Genomic DNA, 21,622 nt, shown 5'->3' with positions numbered 1-21,622 from the left:
CGCGGTGCGTGCACCGCCACAATGATCGCTCTCGCCGTCGCACCGCCGTTGAGCGGGCAGACGCTTCTGCGACTCACCCCCCCCCGAGGGTCAGGTGAGCCGCTACGTCTACTCCATGGAGTTGAACGTCGAGAATCCGATGATGCCGTCCAGCGGTCCCGCGATGACGCTTCGCGCGCATCAGACGCAGACCATCCTGAGCGCGGCGGCCGAGGGCATCCAGGCGGGTGTCGTCATCGACTCGTCCGAAATGACAATGGGTATCCCCGGGGCGGGGCCGGCACCGGATCTCTCCGGGACGACCCTCACGTTCGAGATGGGCCCGCGCGGCCAGGTGTGGAACGTCGCGGCGGACGGCGACGCGGATGAGATGGCCGCCGAGGTGGCGACGGGCATATTCGAAGGCTTGGATTATTTTCGACTCCCCGAGACCGAGGTCGCCGCGGAGGATTCCTGGACGGAGTCCGTGCCTGTCGATCTCTCTCTGGGGGGGGCCGCGCAGACGGTGGAAGTGGAATTCACGTACACCTTCGCCGGGCTGGAAGACAGTGAGGCCACAATCACGTTTACGGGGCCGGTCGCTTCCACACTCGACATGGGCGGCATGCCGGCAAACATCAGCGGGGAGCTGACCGGATCGATGGTCGTGGATCTCGCCGAAGGCAGGTATGTCCGTCAGGACAACCGGATGAGCCTGGAGATGGTGGTGGCGGGCATGGCCGTGCCGATGGACTTGACCACGGCGCTCGAACTCGTTAGCGAGCCGAGTTAGCAGGCCTCATCGGCAACACGACGCGGGACGCGTGGATCGCGTTCCGCTGCACCATCCATTCCGGGACGCTCCCGTCGCGAGGATAGCGGAGAAACGTGTCCGCGTCCGCGCCGGCGAGGGCGACCCGGATGCGATGGCCGGCCCGGAACAGCACGGAGGTCGCCCACAGGTCGAAGCTCAGCTCCGCGACCTCTCCCGGCACGAGCGGGAGCGCGTCCGCGCGTGATTCGCTGCGGTGCGGGCCGTACTTCCTGTACAGCGGGGGAACCTCTGTGACCGCGCGCACGACCCCGCGGAGCTGTCCTTCGGTGATGTACCTCACCGTTCCATCCGGAGCGACGTCTTCCAGATAGACGATGAAGGCGCCGTCCGTCTCGGTGGATGCCAGGTGCAGCGTGACGACGGGGTGGCCCGTGACCTCGGTGTCGGCTTCGAGGGGCGGACTCGTGTAGGTGAGCAGCTTCCCGTCCTCGGCCCGGCGGTCGCCATACACCACGTCGCCGCCCCCGCCGTTCGTGTACCAGCGGTTGCGGGTCCCTGTCGTGGCGCTGAAATCGACAGTGTACGGATCCTCCCCCGCTTCCGAGGCGGGAGCCTCCGTCGATAGCGCCCCTCCGTCGCGGAAATGCCACGTCACGTCGTCGAAGCCCTCCGGCGGCCAGCGCTCCGTCCGTGTCCAGCGGTCGGCGCCCATCGTGTAGTAGTGGATCTCCGTCGGCGTCTCTCCGGACCCGTCCTCCTTGAGGTGTGCATCGAAGAAGGCAACGAGCTCGGCGAACCTGGAGTCGGCATCGGGGTCGACGGGGGTGTCGCCCGCCTTGAAGGGGTCGGTGTCGTTGCGGGCTCCGTGGTCCCACGGGCCGATGAAGACCTGCTGCGCGTTTGAGATCGTGTTGTAGCGGCCCAGCGTCCCGTTCACAGTGCCGGCATCCTGCCAGCCGACACGGATGAACATCGACACGCTGGACTCCTCGATCTGCGGCAGGTGGCCGGAGGGGCTACGCCGGTGCCCGACGTTCGTCTCGCCGTAGGGGCCGAAGGGGTCGTCCCGGAACTCGTACTCCAGCGCCGCCTCGAAGGGCGCGGTATTGGCCCGGTGCTCAGCCACCGCGGCCGCGAGCAGCGATCCGTCAACGTCCGCGTCGACGGGCTTCACGCCGGTAACCCGGCTCTGCACCTCGTCGCAGGCCGCCCCCATCGCGTCGGACAGGCCGCAGATGTCGTTCAGGTCCTGCATGCGCGTGCGGTTCGACCAGTCCTCGAGGAAGCCGACCGTGAGCACGCCGCCGGGGAAGATGAGGTGGCCGAAGTTGTCGAAATCGTTGAAGAGGGGCGCCACCGCCTTCACGGCGGGGCTGCGGTTCACGGCCAGCATCTCCGCTGTGTTCCCGGCATAGGAGACCCCGTAAGCGCCCACGCGTCCGTTCGACCACGGCTGCTCCGCGATCCAGTCGGCGACCTCCCCGTAGTCCGTGACCTCGTCTTCGGCCAGTTCGAAGCGGCGGATCCCGAACGAGGCCCCGCTGCCCCGCCCGTCCACGAGGATGAGGGCGTACCCCGCGCGGTTCCAGCGTTCCGCCTCGGCGAAGTTCGAGGTCTCCTCGAGAGGGACGCCGACCTCGCCGCGGGCGCGCCAGTAACGGGTCGCCCGCATCATGGCCGGAAACCGGTCCCCGGGCTGGATGCCGTCGGGCAGCCACACGTCGACCGCGATGCGGACGCCGTCCCGCATGGGGACGTGGAGCGCCTGATTGCGCGTGAGCGCGCTCACGGGGGCCTCACCCGCGCTATCGTCGGGAGTGGAAGCACCGTCCCCACAGGCCAGCCCGGCCAGTGCCGCCAGCCCCGCCGCCACCGAGGCGGGCCGCCCTCGACTCACCAGGCGATCGCGTGGCCGTCGCGGCGCGGATCGGACCCGCCCGCCAGAGCGCCCGTCTCCGCGTCCCGGTACACCCCCTGTACGCCGCCGAGATTGCCGGGCTCCACCAGGTTGTGCCCTCGATCGGCGAGCTCTCCGTACACCTCCGGTGGGAAGCCCGCCTCCAGGTACGTGACGGAGTCCTCCGGAATCGGCGTCAGGCCGCCGCCCCGGTTGAGGCACATGCGGGGCGACGCGATCGCAAGCTGCATGTCCATCCCGCCCGCCGTCAGCTTCGTGATCACCTGACCCACGGTCTGCGGGATCGTGTAGCCGCCGGCGGCGCCGACAGCCGCGACAAGATTCCCGTCCTTCATGACCACGCACGGCGTCATCACGCCCTTCGCTTTCTGCCCTCCCACGATGTAGTTGGCGTGCCCTTCCTCGAGGGAGAAGCCGAACATGTGGCCGTTGTTCAGGAAGATGCCCGTGTCGCCCGCGACCACCCCGCTCCCGTAGAGGGCGACGAGCGACTGCGTGAAGGCGACGGCGTTCCCCCAGCGGTCCGCGGAGGAGAGGCTCGTCGTCCCGAAGAACGGGAGCGGGGCGCCCGAGAAGGAGGCGATGCGGCCGCGATCGATCGTCCCCCGCTGCTCGTCCGCGTATTCCTTCGAGATGATCCTGTCGACCGGGATCTCCGCGTCTTCGTTCCCCGTGTTGTACCGTTCGTCATCGATGAGGGCGAGCCGGTTCGCCTCGAGCCACAGGTGGGCGAACTCGGAGCCGTAGAGGTCCATGTTCGCGAGATCGAAGCCGTCCATGATGTTGAGCGCCTGGAACATCGTCATGCCGCACGATCCCGGCGGCATGGCGTAGAGATCGTGGCCCTGGAAGGTCGTCGTGATGGGCTCTCGCCACGCGACCTCGTATCCCTCGAGATCGGCCTTTGTCATGTGGCCGCCGTTCTCGGCGAGGAAGGCGACGATGCGGTCTCCGATCTCGCCCTTGTAGAGGTCGTCGGCGCCTTCGCGCGCGAGCCGACGCATGCTGGCGGCGAGTTCGGGCTGCTTGATGATCTCGCCCATGCGCGGTGGACGGCCGTTCGGGAACATGATCCGCGTGCTCGATGGGTAATTCCCGAGCTTATCGGCGCTCCCGGTGGTGTGTAGTTCATCGAACTTCGAGATGACGAAGCCGTCCTCGGCGAGCTGGATGGCGGGCTCGAACACGTCGCCGAGGCTCATCGTCCCGTAGCGCTCGAGAACGGCGGCCCAGCCCTTGAAGGCGCCGGGCACGATCGGTGCCCTGTAGCCCATCTCGACGTCATCGGGCGTGATCGTGCTCGCCGAGGAGGCCGCGGGCGCCCGTCCGAGCGCGTCCAGTCCGACGACCCGGTTCTCCTCCGCCAGGTAGATGAGCATGAAGCCGCCGAAGCCGCCGAGCCCGGACATGTAGGGCTCGGAGACGTTGAGCGTGGCGGACGCGGCGACGATGGCGTCGATCGCGTTCCCGCCCTGCATCATGATCGTCGTGCCGGCGAGCGAGGCGTAGTAGTCGGCGGCGGCCGTCACGCCGCGGCGGCCCCACACGGTGCCGTGCGCGGGGCCGAGCAGGCCGGGTACGTTCGAATCGCCCGCCGGGCCCCATTGTCCAATCCCGTCCGGGGGCGCGGCGGCCGTCTCGGGGGCGCGACAGCCGATCAGACTGGATCCGGCGGCCGCAGCGGCGGAGGTGGCGAGGAAGTCTCGGCGTCTCATGGGACGGCTCCTGGGCAGGGGGGATCGCGCAACCCTCATCCTAGACTCCGAGTTGCCCACCGCTCAAGACCTTCGTCGACGCCCGGCCGGCGCATCGGCGGCACACCCTCCCGAGCGCGCCGCCGATGCATCGGGCGGGAGCCCTACCAGGCGATGGCGTGACCGTCCCGACGTGGGTCGGATCCGCCGGCGAGGGCGCCGGTCTCGGCATCGCGGTACACGCCCTGCACGCCCCCCGGGTTTCCGGGCTCGGCCAGGTAGTGGCCGCGGTCCTCGAGTTCGCCGTACACCTCGGGCGGAAAGCCCGCCTCCAGGTACGTGACCGAGTCCTCCGGGATCGGCGTGCGCCCCCCACCCCGGTTGAGGCACATGCGCGGAGACGCGATCGCGAGCTGTATGTCCATTCCGCCCGTCGTCAGCTTCGTGATCACCTGCCCCACCGTCTGCGGGATCGTGTAGCCGCCCGCCGCACCCACCGCGGCGACGAGGTTTCCGTCCTTCATCACGACGCACGGCGTCATCACGCCCTTCGCCTTCTGGCCGCCCTCGAGGTGATTGACGTGCCCTTCCTCGAGGACGAAGCCGAAGGTGTGGCCGTTGTTGAGGAAGATCCCCGTGTCGCCGGCGATCACTCCGCTCCCGTAGCCGCTCACGAGCGACTGCGTGAAGGCGACCGCGTTCCCCCAGCGATCGGCGGACGAGAGGCTCGTCGTGCCGAAGAAGGGGAGCGGGGCCCCGGAGAAGGAGGCGATGCGGGCGGGGTCGATCGTCGCCCGCTGCTCGTCTGCATACTCCTTCGAGATGATCATGTCGACGGGAATCTCGACATCTTCCTTCCCCGTGTTGTAGCGGTCGTCGTCGATGAGGGCGAGCCGGTACGCCTCGAGCCAGAGGTGGGCGAACTCGGAGCTGTAGAGGTCCATGTTCGCGAGGTCGAAGCCGTCCATGATGTTGAGCGCCTGGAACATCGACATGCCGCACGAGCCGGGCGGCATCGCGTACAGGTCGTGCCCCTGGAAGGTCGTCGTGATCGGTTCCTTCCAGGTGACGTCGTACGCCTCCAGGTCGGCCATCGTCATGTGGCCGCCGTTCTCGGCGAGGAAGGACACGACGCGCTCGCCGATCTCCCCCCTGTAGAAGTCGTCGGCCCCTTCGCGGGCGAGGCGGCGCATGCTGGCGGCGAGGTCGGGCTGCCTGATGATCTCGCCCATGCGCGGGGGACGGCCGTTCGGGAACATGACCCGGGTCGTCGACGGGAACTGTCCCAGCTTCTCGGCCGCGGCGCCGTTCGTGTGGATCTCGTCGAAGCGCGAGACGACGAACCCGTCCTCGGCGAGCTGGATCGCGGGCTCGAACACGTCGCCCAGGCTCATCGTCCCGTAGCGTTCGAGGACGGCGGCCCAGCCCTTGAATGCGCCGGGCACGATGGGAGCCTTGTAGCCCGCGGCGAAGTCGTCGAGCGTCATCGTCTCCGGAGAGGACGCGGCCGGCGACTTGCCGAGCGCGTCGAGTCCGACGACCCGGTTCTCCTCGGCGAGGTAGATGAGCATGAAGCCGCCGAAGCCCCCGATCCCGGACATGTAGGGTTCCGAGACGTTGAGCATGGCGGACGCGGCCACGATGGCGTCCACCGCATTCCCGCCCTGCATCATGATCGTCGTGCCGGCGAGCGAGGCGTAGTAGTCGGCGGCGGCCGTTACGCCCCGCGCCCCCCACACGGCCCGGTGCGCGGGTCCGAGCAGGCCCGGGACGTTCGAGTCTCCGGCCGGGCCCCATTGCCCGCTGGCGGCGGTGGCCGCGCCTGCGGTCTCGGGAGGCCGACATCCGATGAGACTGGATCCGGCGGCGACGGCGGCGGAGGTGGCGAGGAAGTCTCGGCGTCTCATGGGACGGCTCCTGGGCAGGGGGGATCGCAGACTCTGATCCTAGACGCCCCGCAGGCCGCCGCTCAAGACCCGGCACACGGCGACGGGAACCCGCGCAATAACCGCAGGACTCCCGCCTATGGGCTATGGTAGACGGCATCCATCTCATTCTTCCAGGACATCACACGTGCTCGACCCCGTCACAACCGCCGCCCGCCGCCCCGACGATACGGTCATCGCCGCCCTCCGTGGCCTTCAGGGACGCGCCACCGTAGGCGATGTCGTCTCCGCCACCGGATTGCCGGACCACGAGGCCGAGGTCGCCCTGAGGTCCCTCCTGGAGACGCACCGCGGCCACCTCGAGGTCTCCGATTCGGGCGACCTCCTCTACCGGTTCGATCCCACGCTCATCGAACGGGACGCGGAACGGTTCCGGGCGCGCTTCCGCAGAGTCGCCTGGTCGGCCTTCAAGGTCGGCTTCAAGATCTGGACGGCCGTCATGCTGGTCGTCTACTTCGTCGTCTTCGTCCTGATTCTGATCGCGCTGATGACCGCCAACCGCGACGGCCGCGGCTCCGGCGGGCGCAGGGGCTTCAGCCTGGGGGACTTCTTCATCCTCCACTGGCTTCTCGGGGGCCGCGGGTGGGACCGGAGGGGCCTCTACTACGGCGACCGCCACGCCAGGCGGCTCCCGAAGGACGCCCGGCCGCCCTTCTACAAGAAGGTCTTCGCCTTCATCTTCGGCCCCGAGGAGCCCAGGCCGACGCAGGTCCAGAAGGATCGTACGGTTGTCCAGTTGATCCGGGCGCGGAAGGGCGTCCTGACGTCGTCGGAGTTGATCGAGCACACCGGTCTGCCGATCGACGACGCCGTCGAAGAAATGGGACGCCTCACCGGCGCCTACGGAGGCGACCCGCGGGTGTCGGACGCGGGCGAGGTCGTGTACGCCTTCCCCGAGCTGATGAGAAGCGCCCACGGGGAGGTCCGCGCGCGAGAGCCCGAACCGGCATGGATGCGGTTGGAGTACCCGAAAAAGCTGACGGGCAACAGCGGCGGGGCCAACGTCGGCATCGGCGCCATGAACGGCTTCAACCTGGCGATGGCGAGCGTGATCGGGCTGCCCTCCTCGTTCGATCCGGTCACCTTCTACGGGCTGGGCGTCGTGCCGTTCACCTACAGCAGCCTCTTCTTCGCAATCCCCTTCGTCCGCGCGTTGACCCTGGCCGGGAAGAACCGCGCGCGTATGCGGCGCAACGTGCGGCGCTTGCTCGTGGGCCTGGTCTACTCCCGTAGCGTCGGGACCGATCAGTGGGTCGCGGCTGGCGACGCGATCCGCCACGTGACGCGCGCGCTCGACGGCCAGCAGGTGCCGCCGAAGATGATCCTGACGGAGCTGGAGCGCCTGGCGGCCGAGTTCGACGCGGAAGTGGAGGCGGAGGACGAAGGGTTCACGTATCGTTTCCCGGCGATACGCGAGACCTTCGTCGAGGCGGAACTCATGCGGCGCCGGCTGAAGCTCCAGGATCAGCGTCTCGGCCGCATCGTCTACGCAACCTCCGACACCGCCGCGGAGGCCTCACGACGAGATCTGGCCGCCTTCGACCTCGAACTCGAAGGGGCCCAGCTCGACCTCTCCCGCTACCTCGGCGGACGCTGTCGGGTTCACATTCTATTGTGAACGTTGCTCTTACGGAACTCAAACACCGTGCTCCCGCTGTTCGACTCCCGCCAGTCGATCTGGGTCAGGCGCGAACCCTCCGGCGGCTCTCCAGCGCTTTCCTGAGTTGTCCAGCATCGGCCTGCTGATAGCAGCGCAGCACCGTCTGGGCCTCCTTCCAGCCACCGAGTTCGCAAAGCACCTTCAGCGGAAGGTCCATGAGGTCGGAAGCGAACTTCCGCCTCAGCGAGTGCCAGCCCCTCCCGCGCCGGGGTTCCAGCCCCGCAAGCTTTTCGGCTCTGTTCCACCAACTCCGGACCAGCGACCGGCCCGCGCACTTCGAGGTGTCCCCGGGGGCGGGCAACACCGGAGCGTTTCCGGTTTCTGGATCCCCGCGTTGCGCCTCCTCCTCCAACACCGCGACCGCCTCGTCGGTCATCGGCGTGCAGTGCTCGTAGCCCGTCTTCTCGTGCTCCGCGCGCCACACGAAGGTCCTGTCCTCGAAGTTGATGTCCACCCACCGAAGCTGGCGGATCGCACCGATTCGGTGTCCGGTCTGATGCGCGGATCACCGTATATGCCTGTGCGCGTTGAGATTACGAGGTTGTTCGCGCGGATTCCCGCCGATTGATTCCCGCCGATTCGATCAGGTGCCGACCTTACGGCGGTTCGCGAGCGCCTCCCGGAGCCGATCGTCACTGGCCCGCTGGTAGCACTGAAGGATGGTCTTGGTGGTTCTCCATCCGCCGAGCTCGCAGAGCACCTTGAGGGGCTGGTCCATGAGGTCGGAAGCGAACTTCCGCCTGAGCGAGTGCCAGCCGCGCCCACGCTTGGGCTTGATCCCGGCGAGCTTTTCGGCCTTCTCCCACCAAGCACGGGCCATCCAGCGGCTAACACACGAAGTGGGATCCTTCGAGGAGGGCAGCACCGGAGCGTTTTCGTCCCCGGAGTTCCTCCGCCATGCGAGTGCCAGGGCGGCGACCGCTTCGTCGGTCAGCGGCGTCCGGTGTGCGTAGCCGTTCTTCTGGTGTTCGGCGCGCCATTGCACCATGCCGCCGTCGAGATCGATTTCGGGCCACCGAAGCTGCCGAATGGCCCCGATCCTGTGGCCTGTTTCGTGCGCGAGCACGAGCGCGACATGGAACTTCCAGCCGACCCGGCGGGACACCTTCAGCAGCGCCCGGTATTCCTCCTCGGAGAGGACGACGCGGACCGGGTTCTTCTCCTTGGGCGTCTTGAAACCCCTCAGGGGATTCGCTTGCAAGAGCAGCCGCCCACTCTCGTCCCTCGACCTCGCGGCCCAGTTGAGAACGGTGAGCAGGAACACCAGGTCGTGCCGAATCATCTGGTTGCCCACGGGCCTTCCGCTCGGGCCGACCCTACCCGCCCTGCGGTCCCGGATGAACCGGTCCCAGTCGCGCTGGCAGAGTGTTTCGGGCTTCCGGTCCCTTCCGAAGCAGCCGAGGAACATCCTCATCGCGACCCTGTCATGCATTCGCGATCGCCTGCCCTTGGTGACCGTCACCTCTTCCCGGTAGATGTCAAAAAGCCTCTCCAGGGTGAGCGGCTCGGGCTCGGCGTCCTTCTTGCCGTTGGGCTCCGGCCCCTCGAACCCAGCGGCGGCCTCGTCGGCCTGCCGCTTCGCCCGCGACCAGTCGCGGTGCTTGAGGGACCGCGTGAGCCTGCGCCCGTTCTCGCGCCACTCGATCTGGAGGATGCCGGTCTTCGGGTCGGGAAAGATCCTGACCCGGTTCCGGCCCCATTCACCGGCGCTGTATGAGCGCCGACTACGTTTCGTGCGTGCCATCATTCGATTCCTTTCCGGATGATGGACTGCACGATCTGCGCGTTTGAAAGGTGGCTACGGCGAGACTTCTCCGCCAGTCGCGGTTGCGGCTCGGCTGGCACATGGGCTTTCCGGGGGAGGTCCTTGAGGGCGATCCTGGGCGCGCCGGGCCTCCCGGCGTTGGGGATCTTGCCGTCTCGGACGAGGCGTCCGAGGTGGGTGGCGGTGTATCCGCTCTCACGGGAGGCTTCGACGAGCGAGAACGTGGTTTCGTCCCTTTCGACGAGGGTGGCTTCGAGATCGTCGGCGCAGCGTTCGATCGCGGTGGCGGGGGTCTCGCCGCCGTAGCGGCGGAGCGACTTGGCTTTCTTGCGCCAGTCGGCGGGCAGGGCCTCGACGGTCGGCGGGTCCTTCATGCGGCGCTTCATTCCCAGTCTCCTTCGGCGTCCCTGCGGAGCGCGTCTGCGAGGTCCCGGTCTCCTTCTCCCCGCCGGACGGACCGTTCGGCGAGATCGACGCGGCTGCCGAGGTCTGCGAGGCCGGTGGCGCGGCCGACGCCGTAGATGCCCGCGGCGACGGTCATGACGGCGAACGCCGCGTGCAGCCCGACGGGCAAGCCGTGGCGTGCGAGGATGAGCGGCCAGTGGGGGCTCAGGTATTCGAGGCGGGCTCCGCCGAGGAGCAGGACGGAACCGGCGAGCGCGGCGGTGAGTCCCGCGCTGATCTTCCAAGGTTGCATGGGCGAGGTTCTCCTTTTCGGTCAGAGTTCGACTGAGGCGGGATCGCGGTCGGCGGGTCCCTTGAGCCAGGAGCCGCCGTCGCGCCCGCCGAGGCCCAGCTTTTGGAGCATGCCCGCGGCGGCCGGTCCGCTGGCGTGCATGGCGAACCCGGCGGCGGCTTTCGCCTTGACGGTCTCGCGGCTGTAGTTGTCGGACGCGACCTCGATGTTGACGCGGCCGGTGCGCCCCTCGGCGTCCTCGTACTCGACCTGGGCGTCCGGGTAGATGACCTGGCCCGCCTCGTCGATGGGCAGGCCGAGTTCTTGGGCCGTTCGGTGGCGCTCGGCGTCGGCGGCCCGCTTGCCGTTCCTCTTCCGCTCCGCCTCGCTCGCCCGCGCGACGGCGCTCTTGAGTTCGGCGTCGAGGCGGACGCGGCGCACCCGCGCGTCCCGCCTGCGGAGCCGCTCCCGTTCCCAAGCACAAGCGCGGTAGACGGCGGTGTCGTGGCTGGCCTGCGCGTCCCGGATCCGGGGGATTTCGATGCGCTGTCCCTGGTCCATTCCCCGCCTGTCGGCGAGTTCCCGTGCCTCGGCCACGCCCGCGGGGGTGAGGGTGAGGATCTTGAACGCGTTGCCGTTCGGGCCGGTGGCCGTGGTCTCCTGCACGAGCCCGTCCCGGATCCACGTGTCGACGGCGCGCCGCGTGGTGTAGGGGTGCCCGCCGAAGCGGGCCTCGGCGAGGTCGCGGAACGAGACCGCGCCGTGGACGCCGATGTCGGTCAGCGCCCCGGCGCAGCGTTCGGGGAAGGAGATGGTGGACCCGCGCGCCCGATCCGCGGCGTATTCTCGGCGGTGGCCTTTCCGCATGCCTTGGCGATTGCGGCTGGGTGGCGCGGCGGGGCGCGGGTCCGGTTCGACCGTGCGGTCGAACATTCCTCTCCCTCTCATCGATCCCTCAGCGGCTCGGCCCCGTGCTGCGTCCGGGCGTGGGCATCTGCGGCACGGGAACGACGATTCTCTGCGGTCCCTGTGCGGGCGTGCGGACCGCCGCGACGGCGACGGGATCGCGTGCCGCGATGCGCTCGCGGTGACGGACGAGCACGAAGTCGGAGATCTTCTGCGCGTCCGCTGCGGCGCGCCGGATCTCGCGCGGGTCCTCTTCAAGCGCCTGGATCCAGCCCTCGACGTAGGCCGCGCCCCGGCTCGGGTCGTGGCCGACGCCGACGCGCTCGCCGGTCATCATGGCGCTGATCTCGGCCCGGAGTTCCTCCCTCGCGTACTGGGGCGAGCCGAACCCGCCGTCGATGCCCTGGATGAGGGTCTCGCGGTTCATCCGGTCCTCATGGCCGGTGCTGTGGCCCAGCTCGTGGAGCGCGGTCTGGTAGTAGTGGTTCGCGGAGGGGAACTGTCCGCGCTCGGGCAGCACGATCTCGTCCCGCTTCAGGTGGTAGTAGGCGCGGTCGCCCTGAACGTGGCGGACCGGAACCCCACCGTCCTCCATGACCCGCTCGGCCTCCTGGTGGGTCTTCCAGAGCGGTTCGGGCGTCGGGTTGGCGCGCTCGGGCAGCCCGTTGGCCTGCTCGGCGTTGAACACGGTGTACTGCCGGACGTAGGGCGTCTTGAGCTTCTCGTAGCGGTAGACGCGCTTGCCCTCGGCGTTCCTCCTGGGCCGCCCGCGCTCGTCGGTCACGGCGATGCGCTTCTTGTCCTGGAAGGAGAGGATGCGCGTTCCGCGCTCGCCCTTCCGGACCTGACCGCCCCGGTTCTGGATCTGGCGGTAGGTGCCCCAGCGCACATCGCCGTAGCCGTGCTCCTGCTGCATGGCGGCGAGGTGGAGGCTGTTGCCGCCCCGGTAGGAGCGGTCGGTGTCCACGTTCCTTGGCATGACGCGCTCGCCCGGCTGCCACGGCTTCTGCCAGGGCGCGGTGCCTCGCCTGATCTGCTCGATGATCGCGTCGGCGAACTGGCGGTGATACTCGTCGTGCTTCATCCGTCCACCTCCTCCCCGGCGACGCCGTGCGGGTCGTTCCAGGCGGCCGCGATCTCGTCCTCGGTCCCGACCTCCTCGGCGAAGAGGCCGTACTCCCCGGCCAGTTCGGCCTCGACCTCGAGCGTCTCGCCGCCGTCGCGGGCGAGTTCACGGTCGAAGTCCTCGAAGGTGTTGACGGGGATGATGGGGATGGTTCTGGCGTTCCAACTCATGCGTTCACCTCCTTCGGTGGGTGGGTGTGGGTTCCGGTCTCCCGCTGCGTCCCGGGCCGCGCTCCAGACGGGACAGTGATCCAGTGGCCGGCGGTCGCGTCGTAGCCGCAGACCTCGAGCGCGTCCTCGACGAACCGCCGGCCGCCGCGGCGGGCCACGTGCAGGACGAGCGATATCCCGTCCACGACGCCCCTACAGGTGACCTCCCAGGGAAGCGCGTCTCCGGCCTGCATGGCGCAGCTCGCGAGCCGCGACAGCGCGGAGCGCGCGTTGTTGGCGTGGATGGTCGTGAGCGACCCGCCGTGTCCGGTGTTGAGCGCCTGCAGCAGGTCGGCGGCCTCGCCGCCCCTCACCTCGCCGACGACGATGTGGTCGGGCCGGTGGCGCAGCGCGTGGCGCACCAAGTCACGGATCTCGACGGGGGTATCCGAAAGCGTGGCCCCGGCCTCGAACCGGAGGCAGTTCGCCCGGTCGATTCTGAGTTCGAGCGTGTCCTCGATGGCGACGATCCGCTCGTCGGTGGGCAGCAGTTCGATCAACGCGTTCAGGAGCGTGGTCTTGCCCGAGCCCGTGCCGCCGGAGACCAGGATGTTCCGGCGGGACGCAAGCGTGCTCCGGGCGGCTTCGAGGATGTCTTCGGGCAGCGAGCCCAGGCGCACCAGGTCGTCCGCCGTGAACGCGCGGCCCCCGAACCGGCGTATGGTGATCGCGACCTCGGGAGATGCGGGCGGCGTGCAGATCGCGACCCGCGATCCGTCTTCGAGCCGGGCGTCCAGGATCGGCCGCACGGCGGGATCGAGCCCGAGCGGTCGTGCGATATGGATCGCCGCGCGGTGCAGCCACGCGGACGTGAGGTCCGGTGCCGGGTGGGGTTCCAACCTCCCGCCCCGTTCGACCCAGACGTTCTCGGGTCCGTTGATCATGATCTCGGAGACCTCCGGGTCCCCGAGCAGCTTCTCGAGGCCCGGAAGGAACGGAGTGAGGTGGCCGACGCCGCTCGCGCGCTTCATATCCGGCCCTCCTCGCGCTGCCGCCAGTAGCCTTGGGTCCGTGGCAGGTAGTGGGGCTTCAGGTAGACGCGCCGGGCCGGGAGCGACTTGACCCCGTCGTAGGGGAGACAGATCGCCTGGTAGTTGGCGAGCAGCCCGAACTGGCGCGGGTCGAACACAGGCTCCCTCTGTTGCCGGAACGACTTGGTCGCGCCGATCTGGCCGTCGCCGCCTCCGGCCCGGCCCGAGAGCAGCGAGAACTCGGGCTTGTTCGTGGTCTCGGTGAACGAGTAGGACGCCTGCGTCTTCATGACGGAGCCGCACATGTCGGACGCGATCTTGGCCGACGCGTCGTCGGAGAGCGACAGGAAGATCCGGGTGCGTAGCGTCTGGACGAGCGTGCGCCACGCCTCGCCCGAGGGGAGCACGGAGCGGAGCGAGGAGATCGACTGCGTGGCGACGATCGGGATGCAGCGGCACTGCCGCGTGAGGGCGAACGCCTTCTCGTCGCCGGAGGGATCGTCCTGTCCGACCGTGGCAAACGCTTGATACTCGTCACAGATGAACACGGCGGGCCGCATGTAGCGGTCCGGGCGGCGGGCGGCGTCGGCGGGCCTTCGGAGCAGCGCCTGCATCCACGCGTTCTTGAGGAAGACACCGATGGCGCGGGCGAGCGCCGGGTTCGCCCCGGCGGGCATGTTGAGCGCGAGCACCTTGCCGCCCTCGATCAGGTCGGCGAGCGGGGGCAGCCTCCGGCGGAGCCCTTGCATGGGCGGACCCTTCGGGCCGTCGTCCCCGTCGTCTTCGTCGGCCTCACCGCCGCCCTTGGGTTCCGGCTTGAGAGCCTCCGGCGGCGGCGGGCAGAACACACCCGCCACGTCCGGTTGGTCGAAGAGCGAGAGGAAGACGCTGATCCCCTCGACGATCGAGGTGCGGAGCTTGGCGTCCAGCGCCATCCAGTCGTGCCGGTACCATCGTTCGATGGCCTCGACCTGCTCGGCGTACTCGCGTCCCGCGCCGCTTCCCTCCGGCTCGGTCCGGTACTCGACCTTCAGCTCCTCGAGCAGCGCCCCGCGTTCCAGGTCGAGCCGGCACGCCACCGTGGCGCTGCCGGGCGCCATGTCCCAGTCCCAGTCTTCGAGAGCCTTCCGGTGGGCGTTGAGATCCTTGGCGGCGATGACGGCCCGCATGGGGCACCGCCGCAGGGCCTCCGCCTTCGCTTCCCCGATCTTCTGGGCGAACAGCTCCGCTTCGACCGTGCAGCGGTACACGTCCCGGAGCGTGACCCACCCCCCCGGCAGGAGCCGGTGCAGCTCGATGATCCACCGGACGAGGTTCGTGTACGCCTGTTGCCAGAAGGGTTCGCGCGACTTGCCGAAGAGCTGGTTGATGAGCGACGCCACGCCGTAGGCCATCGAATAGGAGTCGAGCAGCGAATCGTCGAGCGGGTTCCACTGGATCGACCCGCCGAGCCCGATCTCGAGGTAGTCGTCCTCCCGGCCCGCCTCGCCGAGGATGCGCCGGACCTGGTGGCAGAAATCCCCCTTTACTTCGAGCACGAGCGCTCCCGCGCGGCGGTCGGCATCGCCGGCCTGCCAGCGGAGCAACTGCCGCGCGAACGGGTACATGCAGGCGGTCGTCTTGCCCGTGCCGACGGCCCCGACGACCAGCAGGCCGGTGTAGAGTCCCTTCTCGGGTACGACGAGCCAGGAGGGCCGCTCGCTCTCCCGCGCCACGGTCGGGTGGTGCAACTCGCCGACGACGAGCGAGGGCGCTTCGTCCTTCGGCGAAGTGGGCCAGGCCGGGAGCCTGCCCCGGTTGCGGCGGCGGGTGAGCGGCTGAAGCCAGACACGCGAGACGGAGAGCATGATCGAGCCGGCCAGCAGCACGGCGACGCCGGGTGCGAGGTAATACCACGCGCGGATCGCCGTATGGATGCCCGGATCGTTGTGGGCGATCAGGTCCAGATACGGGTTGCCGCCGATGGGCGGGAACGGCGCGAGGATCGCGCGCACGGTCGCCGTCGTCAGGGCGGCCCCGATGAGGACGAGCGTCCACGGCCTCATCGGCCGGACACCCTTCCCGGAGGGATCTCTGGTGCTGGAGCGACCCCGGGAGGCGGGGGGCCGAGTTGTGAAAACACACTCGTCCCTACGCCGCACCGAGCCCTCGGCGAGGGGGGTCGCTCCAGCCACGACCGATGCGTCCCGTCCGGCAGCGGGCGGGCGGGCCGCGAGGCCGCAAGACGCCACCGCGCAAGCGGATGGACGGAAGTCCGCATGTGAATCGCCGGAGGGCCGATTCGTGAAACGACCCCCCGCGTCGTTTTCACGCCGCGGTGCGGCATAGCGGGCACGCCGCTCATCGGTAGCGGACCCTTGCGAGGCGCTCGGTCCGCCAAGCGGCCCCGCGGTCGATGGATCCGCGCCCGCCCCGCCGGCGCGTCTGCCTCTCCAGCGCGACGCTGCGCTTCAGGGCGGCCTGAAGGCCGCCGAACTCCTCAAGGATGTGGACCGCGCCCTGGAGGATCGCCCGTTCGATCCGGGCCAGTTCCTCGGCCGTACCGGCTTCGGGCTCGGCGGGACCGCCGGGCTCGGCCCAGCCGCGCGTCACCCGCCGCGCCCGCTCGAGTTCGCGACCGGTGCGGGCAACGGCCACGACCTCGACCGACCGGCCAAGTCGCCGGAGCGCGCGCCAGAGCCCGCGGTGCGCCTTGCCCCACGAGCGTAGAGCCGTCGCGGTCTCGTGGCCGGGGTCGGCGTACACGAACAGGGCGCGCACCGAGTCGAGCGCGACCGGCAGCTTGACGGGGAAATGGCGCCTGGTGATCCGTGCGGCTCCCCGGTACACGCGCACGGGCAGGATCGAGCGCTCGATCCCGAGCGCCTCGAACGCCGAGACCTTCTCCTGCTCGGTGGGGAGCCAGGGCAGGTCGGTGTGCTCGATGACGTAGTCGAGCGAGAGCAGGCGGCGCAGAAGCACCTCGGTCGAAGCGCCGCGGCGATGGCGGATGTGCTCGGCTCCGAGCGCCCGGTAGACCGGGCGGGCGAAGATCCGGCCGACCCGGCCCATGCCGGCAACGCCGGGCTCCGTCTCTTCGCTCGCGACGCGCTCGGCGATCAACGCGTGGACGCCGCGCCGGACCTGTTCCGGATGCGCGTCCATGAACCGCGCCCACTGCGCGCGCGTGAACACGCCGCTGTGGAGGCAGACCAGAGCGATCCACTCAGCCTCGCGGCCCGTCCAGCCGAACGACTCCAGCGCCTTCTCGCGCCCCTTCAGATGCGCGATCATCGGTCGCCCCCGGTCACGAGCGCCCGGTCGGCGCGCATGTAGGTGACGAGCAGCCCCATCGGGTTGTGGACGACGAGCTCGGGGGGTATCGAGTCGAGAAACTCGAAGCGAAGCGAAAGCGTCCAGCGCTCCCGCCTCAGCTCCTGTTCGCCCCTGAGATGCACGAGGTCGAAGTCCGCCGTCGCGCCGTGCGGCGGCTCGGGCGCCGGGTGGATGCGGAGCACGACCTGGTCGACTTCGAGTTCGGTGTCGGCGGTCCCCGCCGCGACGCTCGCGACCTCCGCGCCGTCCCTCTGGAACGCCGCGTTCGCGAGATCGGTGCTCAGGAACCGGAGGCTCCGGGTCCAGTTCTCTTGCGCCGTCGCCCGGCGGCGCGAGTGGAAGTCGTGGACGAACCGGTTCAGGAAGTACTTCGTTGTTGGATCAAGCGGATCGGCCTGCGCGGTCGCGGCCTCGTAGTCCAGCGCCTCGGCGCGGCCCACCTCGTCCACGCGGATCACGATGGGTTTGGGCGACTCCGCGCCCGCGATCCTGAGCAGGACCACCACGCCCAGCACCATGCTCGCCGAGAGCAGAATCAGGATCCTCCGCAGCTTCCGGTTCGCCTCGACCGCCTCGCCCCAGATCTCGGCGTACTCGCGGCCCGCGTCACGGTCTCGTTTCATCATTGGCATCTCCTGAACTCAGACGGGGGGCTTGGCGGGGGCGGCGGCCTTGCTGGCGCCCTGCATGACGAGCGCGACGAACCCGGACCCTGCTGAGCCAGAGCCGGAGACGAGCATCGAGGCGAGTTCGCCGACCTTGAGTCCGGCCATGAGGCCGCAGACGACGAGCGGCATGAGGACGACGGCCCAGAGCCAGAGCTCGAACGGGTCCGCCGTGCCGGTGCCCATCAGCGCATCGGCGTAGGTCGTGATGTAGCCGAGCCCGACGCCCATGAAGACCCGCAGCACCGCACCGGCCACGACGCCGTAGAGCGTGTAGACCATCAGCGTCCGGAACCATCCCCAGAACAGGAACGACAGCGGCTCGAAGAGCAGGAACGCGATGAACACGGGACCGAGCAGAATCGCGATGGCGATCGCGACCTGCGCCCAGATCACCTGCGCGTAGGTGACGCAGAACAGCGCCAGCAGGCAGAACACGAGCGACGCGCCCATCACGAGCGTGACCAGCGAGGAGAAGATCACGGTCGTTCCCGCCGTCACGATCGAGAGCAGATTGCCGGTGGACCACGCCGCGCTCAGATGCGCGCTGTACGCCTGCACGAGCGCGGTCATCTCGGTGTGGCCCGCCGCGACCACGTCGGAGAGGAACAGGTTCTGGAGCCAGATCCCGCCCCCGGCGACCATGGCCGGGAAGGTGAACCCGACGCCGGGGATCGGGATCGTGTAGTAGTGGAGCAGCGTGCGGGGGATCGCGATCCCGATCACGAGCTTGACGAGATCCCAGGGCTGGAAGGTGCCGCTGAACGCGATCTTGAGACCCGTCCACGCGACCATCACGGCGGCGAGCCCGCCCCAGAGTTGGAGCCCGAGCGTGTGCACGTCGGGCGCGGCCCCGCCGACGACGGTGTCGAGCACGATGTCCAGGAAGCTCTTGAAGTCCTGGAGTTGGTTCTCCGGGATCTGCGTGGGGACGCTCGGGTCGATGGACTGCGGAGGCAGTTGCATGGCCGGCCCGCCCCTACCGGTAGAACGAGGGAATGCGGAACAGCAGCCCGTCGCGGAGCGTCGTGCGGTTCAACGAAGCCGCGTTCCGCATCGTCTCGGCGAGCGTGTTCGCGCGGGCGTGGTCGTCATGCCAACGACTGAGCCATTCGAGGCGGGCGAGTTCGACCTGCCTTGCCCGGCTTGCCTCGGCGGCGGCCTGGTGGGCGAGCACCTGTCCGGCGGCCGCGTTGATCCGCCCCTGGCTCAGGGCGGCGGCGACCCGTGCCTGTTGAAGCGCGGTGTTGGACAAGTTCCGGTTCGAGGTGATGTCCGCGAACGAGCCCTGCGCGCTCTCTATGGTCCCGGCGAGCGCGGCGGCCGCGTCCAGCGCCGCGTAGTCTAGGACCCGCTGGCGGTCGGCGGTCTCCCGGGCGCGGCGGTAGTCCTCGGCTGCTCGGAGTGCGGCTTGGGGCGGGAGATCCCGGAAGAGACCAAGTATATCGGCTTCGGTCACCCGGTCGGCCGTGCCGTGGGCGGTGCGCCAGAGGTTGGTGAACGAGCGGCCGTTGCCGAAGCGCCGGACGGCGTCCACCGTGCCGCGGGCCTGTCCCGTGAAGTCGGATCGCCAACCGAGTCCGTCGCGCACGAGGCCTACGGGGTCGGCGGCGAGGTCGGAGAACGGTTGCAGAAGCGCGTCGATCTCGCCGCGCGCGGCGCGCTCCATGTGGTCGAGCTGGTCCTCGAGTTCCGTGAGCTGGCGGGCCATCGACCGGATCTGGCTGACCTGGTGCGAGATCTGCGTGATCTGGTTCGCGATGATCGTGGCCCGCTGGAACCAGCTCCCGAAGTCGAACTGCGCGCTCGCGGGGGTGGCATTCGCCAGCAGCAGAACGGGGACGAGAAGTGCCGGAGCGAGGATGCGGTGCAGCATGGTGGAATCCTTTCGTGTCATCGGTGTGTGGTGCGGAGGGGGGTTGGGACCAGCACATCCGCGGTGAGCCAGATGCGGAGCCGGTGGCCGGCGCGGATCGTGATCTCGGGAAGGCGGTTCAGATAACGGTCGAGTAACGAGGCGGCGCTGCCTCCGAGTCCCTGGCCGACCCCCGCTTGCAGTCCGTAGGGCGAGGCCCCGGCAAGCGTCAGCCCGCTCAGCGCGCCGACCGCTCCGGCGGCCGCGAATGTCGAGAGGTAGCGCCGGTTGACCTGGTCCCGGAGCGCGCTCTCGCCCGCTTGGTTCAGTCCGGCGAACTTGAGGTCCACCCAGCTTCCGTCGGGGAGCAGAAGCCGGTGGAACGCCACGGCGAGGCGGCTCTGGTCCCGGTTCTGGACGGCGCTCGCGGTGCCGACGACGCGGGCGCCGCGCGGGATCAAAACGCGCTGCCGGTCGGCCGAATACAGCGGCACCGACACCATGGCGAGCACCGGGCCGAGGAACTCGCCGGAGAGTTGGGTGAGCAGCACCGCTTCCAGGAACGAGCCCTCGGGGATGCGTTCCCAGCCGGCCGGGTCAAGCGGCCCGACCAAACGGCCGGGCTCGGAGGTGCGGGACGGAGAAGGGTCGGCCCATGACGCAGGGCCTCCTTCGCCGGGCGCGAACTCTCCGGTTGCCAACCCGGCGGCCATCTCGGCCTCAAGGGTGGCGAGGGACTGCCGGAGGGACGCGAGTGCGCCGTCGAGTGCCGCGTCGGGAGACTCGGATTCGGGCGAAGACACCGCGGCCCCATCCCGGACTCGGTTCGCATTCCGGTGGGACTGCGCGACCGGTAGCGAGCGGAGCGAGCGCGTCCTGCGCTCGACCTCTTCGAGCCGGAGCGCCTCGCGAAGCTCGAATTCGGCCTGGCCGAGGCTGGCATGGGCACCGGAGTTGCCGGCATCCGCCCCCGCGTCTTGTCCGGCTCTCTCCTGCCCGGCGGCATCGGTCTGTTGCCGCTCACTGTCCGCATCGACCGCCGCCTGCTGGCTCTGGCGGTCCGTCTCGGCGCTGAGGCGCCCGTCGAGCGAGCGGCCCGTGCGGTCGTCCACCGGTCGCGCCTCAGTGGGGGCGACTCCCCCGGCCGTCTCGTCGGGACGCGACAGCGTCGAGGAGAACAGCAACCCCGCCACAAGCACGGTGATCAGAGCGATCCCGACCTTCGTGACCATGCCACCCGGCAGCGCGCCCTTCGGCTCCTTGAACCACTGCTTCCAGCGGCTCATCGGGGATCCTCCCCGGGCTCGAACCGCCAGTGCAGCCGCTTGTCGCCGATCTGAAGCCATCCGTCGCCCAGGACGCGGCGGGCGATGTAGAGGCCGTCCTCGGTCAGATCGAACGCGACAAGGCTCGGCTCGCCGTCCTTCAGCTCGTAGAGGGCCGGGGCTTCCTGCGCGCGCGAACGGATGTAGGTGAAGAGACCGTCGTGCCACATCGCCTCGACCCGGAACGGTCGTTCGGACGCCCTCCGGTCCAGCCGGTACTCGAACCGCAGCCGTTCCGGGTAGGAGGCGCGGAACGCCTCGATCTCGGCGGCCGACCGCTCACGCGCCTCTGCGATCCCGGCCTCGGCCTCCTCGCGCGCCAGGCCCGCGGACTCGACGGCTTGGGCCGCCATCTGCCGGTAGGCCGCGACCTCGCTCCGGGCCACGAACCCGGGAGCGCCAGACATGGCCGCCGCCTCCGCGCCCGTCTCGACGCGCACCACGAGATGCGGCGGCTTCTCGCCGCTCTCGGAGACGAGGAACGAGTAGATGCGGCCCGACTCGCACACGAGCGCGACGTTGGTGGCCGCGTCCTCGGCCAGCGGTTTAAGGTACGCGACGTTCGCCGCGCCGGTCAGGTGCCAGTACTCGGAGTCGCCGGCCACGAAGTCGAGGATCCGCTCTTCGGCCGGAAGCACGATTACCGTCGTATGGCGAACGCGCGCGCGAAGCCGGGGGATCCGCTCATCGCCCTCTTCCGGCACCGGCACGCGCAGGTAGGCGGCATCGGTGCTCGGCTGCTGCGCGCAGGCCTCGCCGGGCAGCGCCAGCAGAAGCAGCGTGAGCAGGACAACGACGATCCCGAGCAGGATCGCTGCGGTTGGTGTTTTCATGGTG

The 21,622-nt window shown here is 69.4% G+C and carries 19 protein-coding genes and 1 pseudogene; 2 read left to right on the top strand and 18 right to left on the bottom strand.

Features of this window, described 5'->3' with window-relative positions; genetic code table 11:
* Positions 1-94: 94 nt before the first annotated feature.
* Entirely contained in the window at positions 95-772 is a 678-nt protein-coding gene (locus ACOOGH_RS03555) for a DUF6263 family protein (protein ID WP_420447602.1), read from the top strand.
* Here ACOOGH_RS03555 and ACOOGH_RS03550 read toward each other — a convergent pair.
* From ACOOGH_RS03550 to ggt (ACOOGH_RS03540), 3 genes are all read right to left on the bottom strand, one after another.
* Positions 756-2,651 (bottom strand): CocE/NonD family hydrolase, encoded by a 1,896-nt coding sequence (locus ACOOGH_RS03550; RefSeq protein WP_420447601.1) that lies wholly within the window; start codon positions 2,649-2,651, stop codon positions 756-758. The two genes, ACOOGH_RS03555 and ACOOGH_RS03550, sit on opposite strands and share 17 nt — an antisense overlap.
* Positions 2,648-4,387: a gamma-glutamyltransferase gene (gene ggt, locus ACOOGH_RS03545; RefSeq protein WP_420447600.1), complete on the bottom strand. Its 1,740-nt coding sequence runs from the start codon at positions 4,385-4,387 to the stop codon at positions 2,648-2,650. The genes ACOOGH_RS03550 and ggt (ACOOGH_RS03545) overlap by 4 nt, the downstream gene beginning before the upstream one ends.
* A 143-nt stretch (positions 4,388-4,530) precedes the next feature.
* On the bottom strand, positions 4,531-6,273 hold the full coding sequence (gene ggt, locus ACOOGH_RS03540) for a gamma-glutamyltransferase (RefSeq protein ID WP_420447599.1): 1,743 nt from the start codon (positions 6,271-6,273) through the stop codon (positions 4,531-4,533).
* Between the two features lie 166 nt (positions 6,274-6,439).
* Here ggt (ACOOGH_RS03540) and ACOOGH_RS03535 point away from each other — a divergent pair, with 166 nt between their 5' ends.
* Entirely contained in the window at positions 6,440-7,930 is a 1,491-nt protein-coding gene (locus ACOOGH_RS03535; protein WP_420447598.1) for a hypothetical protein, read from the top strand.
* 64 nt (positions 7,931-7,994) lie between these two features.
* On the opposite strand, the pseudogene ACOOGH_RS03530 reads toward ACOOGH_RS03535, so the two are convergent.
* From ACOOGH_RS03530 to ACOOGH_RS03460, 15 genes and pseudogenes are all read right to left on the bottom strand, one after another.
* Positions 7,995-8,456, bottom strand: a pseudogene (locus tag ACOOGH_RS03530) (tyrosine-type recombinase/integrase); the annotation flags it as partial.
* Between the two features lie 99 nt (positions 8,457-8,555).
* The gene (locus tag ACOOGH_RS03525; protein WP_420447597.1) at positions 8,556-9,719 is read right to left on the bottom strand and encodes a tyrosine-type recombinase/integrase; all 1,164 of its coding nucleotides are present in this window, start codon (positions 9,717-9,719) and stop codon (positions 8,556-8,558) included.
* Positions 9,716-10,123 carry a hypothetical protein gene (locus ACOOGH_RS03520; protein ID WP_420447596.1) on the bottom strand — a complete coding sequence of 136 codons (408 nt, stop codon included), beginning with the start codon at positions 10,121-10,123 and terminating at the stop codon, positions 9,716-9,718. The genes ACOOGH_RS03525 and ACOOGH_RS03520 overlap by 4 nt, the downstream gene beginning before the upstream one ends.
* Positions 10,120-10,434 (bottom strand): hypothetical protein, encoded by a 315-nt coding sequence (locus tag ACOOGH_RS03515; RefSeq protein ID WP_420447595.1) that lies wholly within the window; start codon positions 10,432-10,434, stop codon positions 10,120-10,122. The genes ACOOGH_RS03520 and ACOOGH_RS03515 overlap by 4 nt, the downstream gene beginning before the upstream one ends.
* Positions 10,435-10,455: 21 nt before the next feature.
* Positions 10,456-11,361, bottom strand: a complete 906-nt coding sequence (locus tag ACOOGH_RS03510; protein ID WP_420447594.1) for a hypothetical protein — start codon at positions 11,359-11,361, stop codon at positions 10,456-10,458.
* Positions 11,362-11,368: 7 nt separating this feature from the next.
* Positions 11,369-12,403 (bottom strand): ArdC family protein, encoded by a 1,035-nt coding sequence (locus ACOOGH_RS03505; protein ID WP_420447593.1) that lies wholly within the window; start codon positions 12,401-12,403, stop codon positions 11,369-11,371.
* Complete coding sequence (locus tag ACOOGH_RS03500) at positions 12,400-12,615, bottom strand: hypothetical protein (RefSeq protein ID WP_420447592.1); 216 nt, start codon at positions 12,613-12,615, stop codon at positions 12,400-12,402. Before ACOOGH_RS03500 ends, ACOOGH_RS03505 begins: the two co-directional genes overlap by 4 nt.
* Positions 12,612-13,625, bottom strand: a complete 1,014-nt coding sequence (locus tag ACOOGH_RS03495) for a CpaF family protein (protein WP_420447591.1) — start codon at positions 13,623-13,625, stop codon at positions 12,612-12,614. The genes ACOOGH_RS03500 and ACOOGH_RS03495 overlap by 4 nt, the downstream gene beginning before the upstream one ends.
* Complete coding sequence (locus tag ACOOGH_RS03490) at positions 13,622-15,670, bottom strand: type IV secretory system conjugative DNA transfer family protein (RefSeq protein WP_420447590.1); 2,049 nt, start codon at positions 15,668-15,670, stop codon at positions 13,622-13,624. Before ACOOGH_RS03490 ends, ACOOGH_RS03495 begins: the two co-directional genes overlap by 4 nt.
* A 295-nt stretch (positions 15,671-15,965) precedes the next feature.
* A complete protein-coding gene (locus ACOOGH_RS03485) occupies positions 15,966-16,898 on the bottom strand; it encodes a hypothetical protein (protein WP_420447589.1) in 933 nt (310 codons plus the stop codon).
* On the bottom strand, positions 16,895-17,566 hold the full coding sequence (locus ACOOGH_RS03480; protein WP_420447588.1) for a VirB8/TrbF family protein: 672 nt from the start codon (positions 17,564-17,566) through the stop codon (positions 16,895-16,897). Before ACOOGH_RS03480 ends, ACOOGH_RS03485 begins: the two co-directional genes overlap by 4 nt.
* A gap of 15 nt (positions 17,567-17,581) precedes the next feature.
* The gene (locus tag ACOOGH_RS03475) at positions 17,582-18,571 is read right to left on the bottom strand and encodes a type IV secretion system protein (RefSeq protein WP_420447587.1); all 990 of its coding nucleotides are present in this window, start codon (positions 18,569-18,571) and stop codon (positions 17,582-17,584) included.
* A gap of 13 nt (positions 18,572-18,584) precedes the next feature.
* Positions 18,585-19,481 (bottom strand): hypothetical protein, encoded by an 897-nt coding sequence (locus tag ACOOGH_RS03470; protein ID WP_420447586.1) that lies wholly within the window; start codon positions 19,479-19,481, stop codon positions 18,585-18,587.
* 17 nt (positions 19,482-19,498) lie between these two features.
* Positions 19,499-20,746 carry a TrbI/VirB10 family protein gene (locus ACOOGH_RS03465; RefSeq protein WP_420447585.1) on the bottom strand — a complete coding sequence of 416 codons (1,248 nt, stop codon included), beginning with the start codon at positions 20,744-20,746 and terminating at the stop codon, positions 19,499-19,501.
* Positions 20,743-21,618, bottom strand: a complete 876-nt coding sequence (locus tag ACOOGH_RS03460; RefSeq protein ID WP_420447584.1) for a TrbG/VirB9 family P-type conjugative transfer protein — start codon at positions 21,616-21,618, stop codon at positions 20,743-20,745. The genes ACOOGH_RS03465 and ACOOGH_RS03460 overlap by 4 nt, the downstream gene beginning before the upstream one ends.
* Positions 21,619-21,622 lie beyond the last annotated feature (4 nt).

It is taken from the genome of Candidatus Palauibacter sp. (assembly GCF_965213655.1).
In the GTDB taxonomy this organism is placed as follows: domain Bacteria; phylum Gemmatimonadota; class Gemmatimonadetes; order Palauibacterales; family Palauibacteraceae; genus Palauibacter.
Note: the sequence above shows the minus strand (reverse complement) of the source record. Positions and strands in the feature narration are given on the sequence as shown.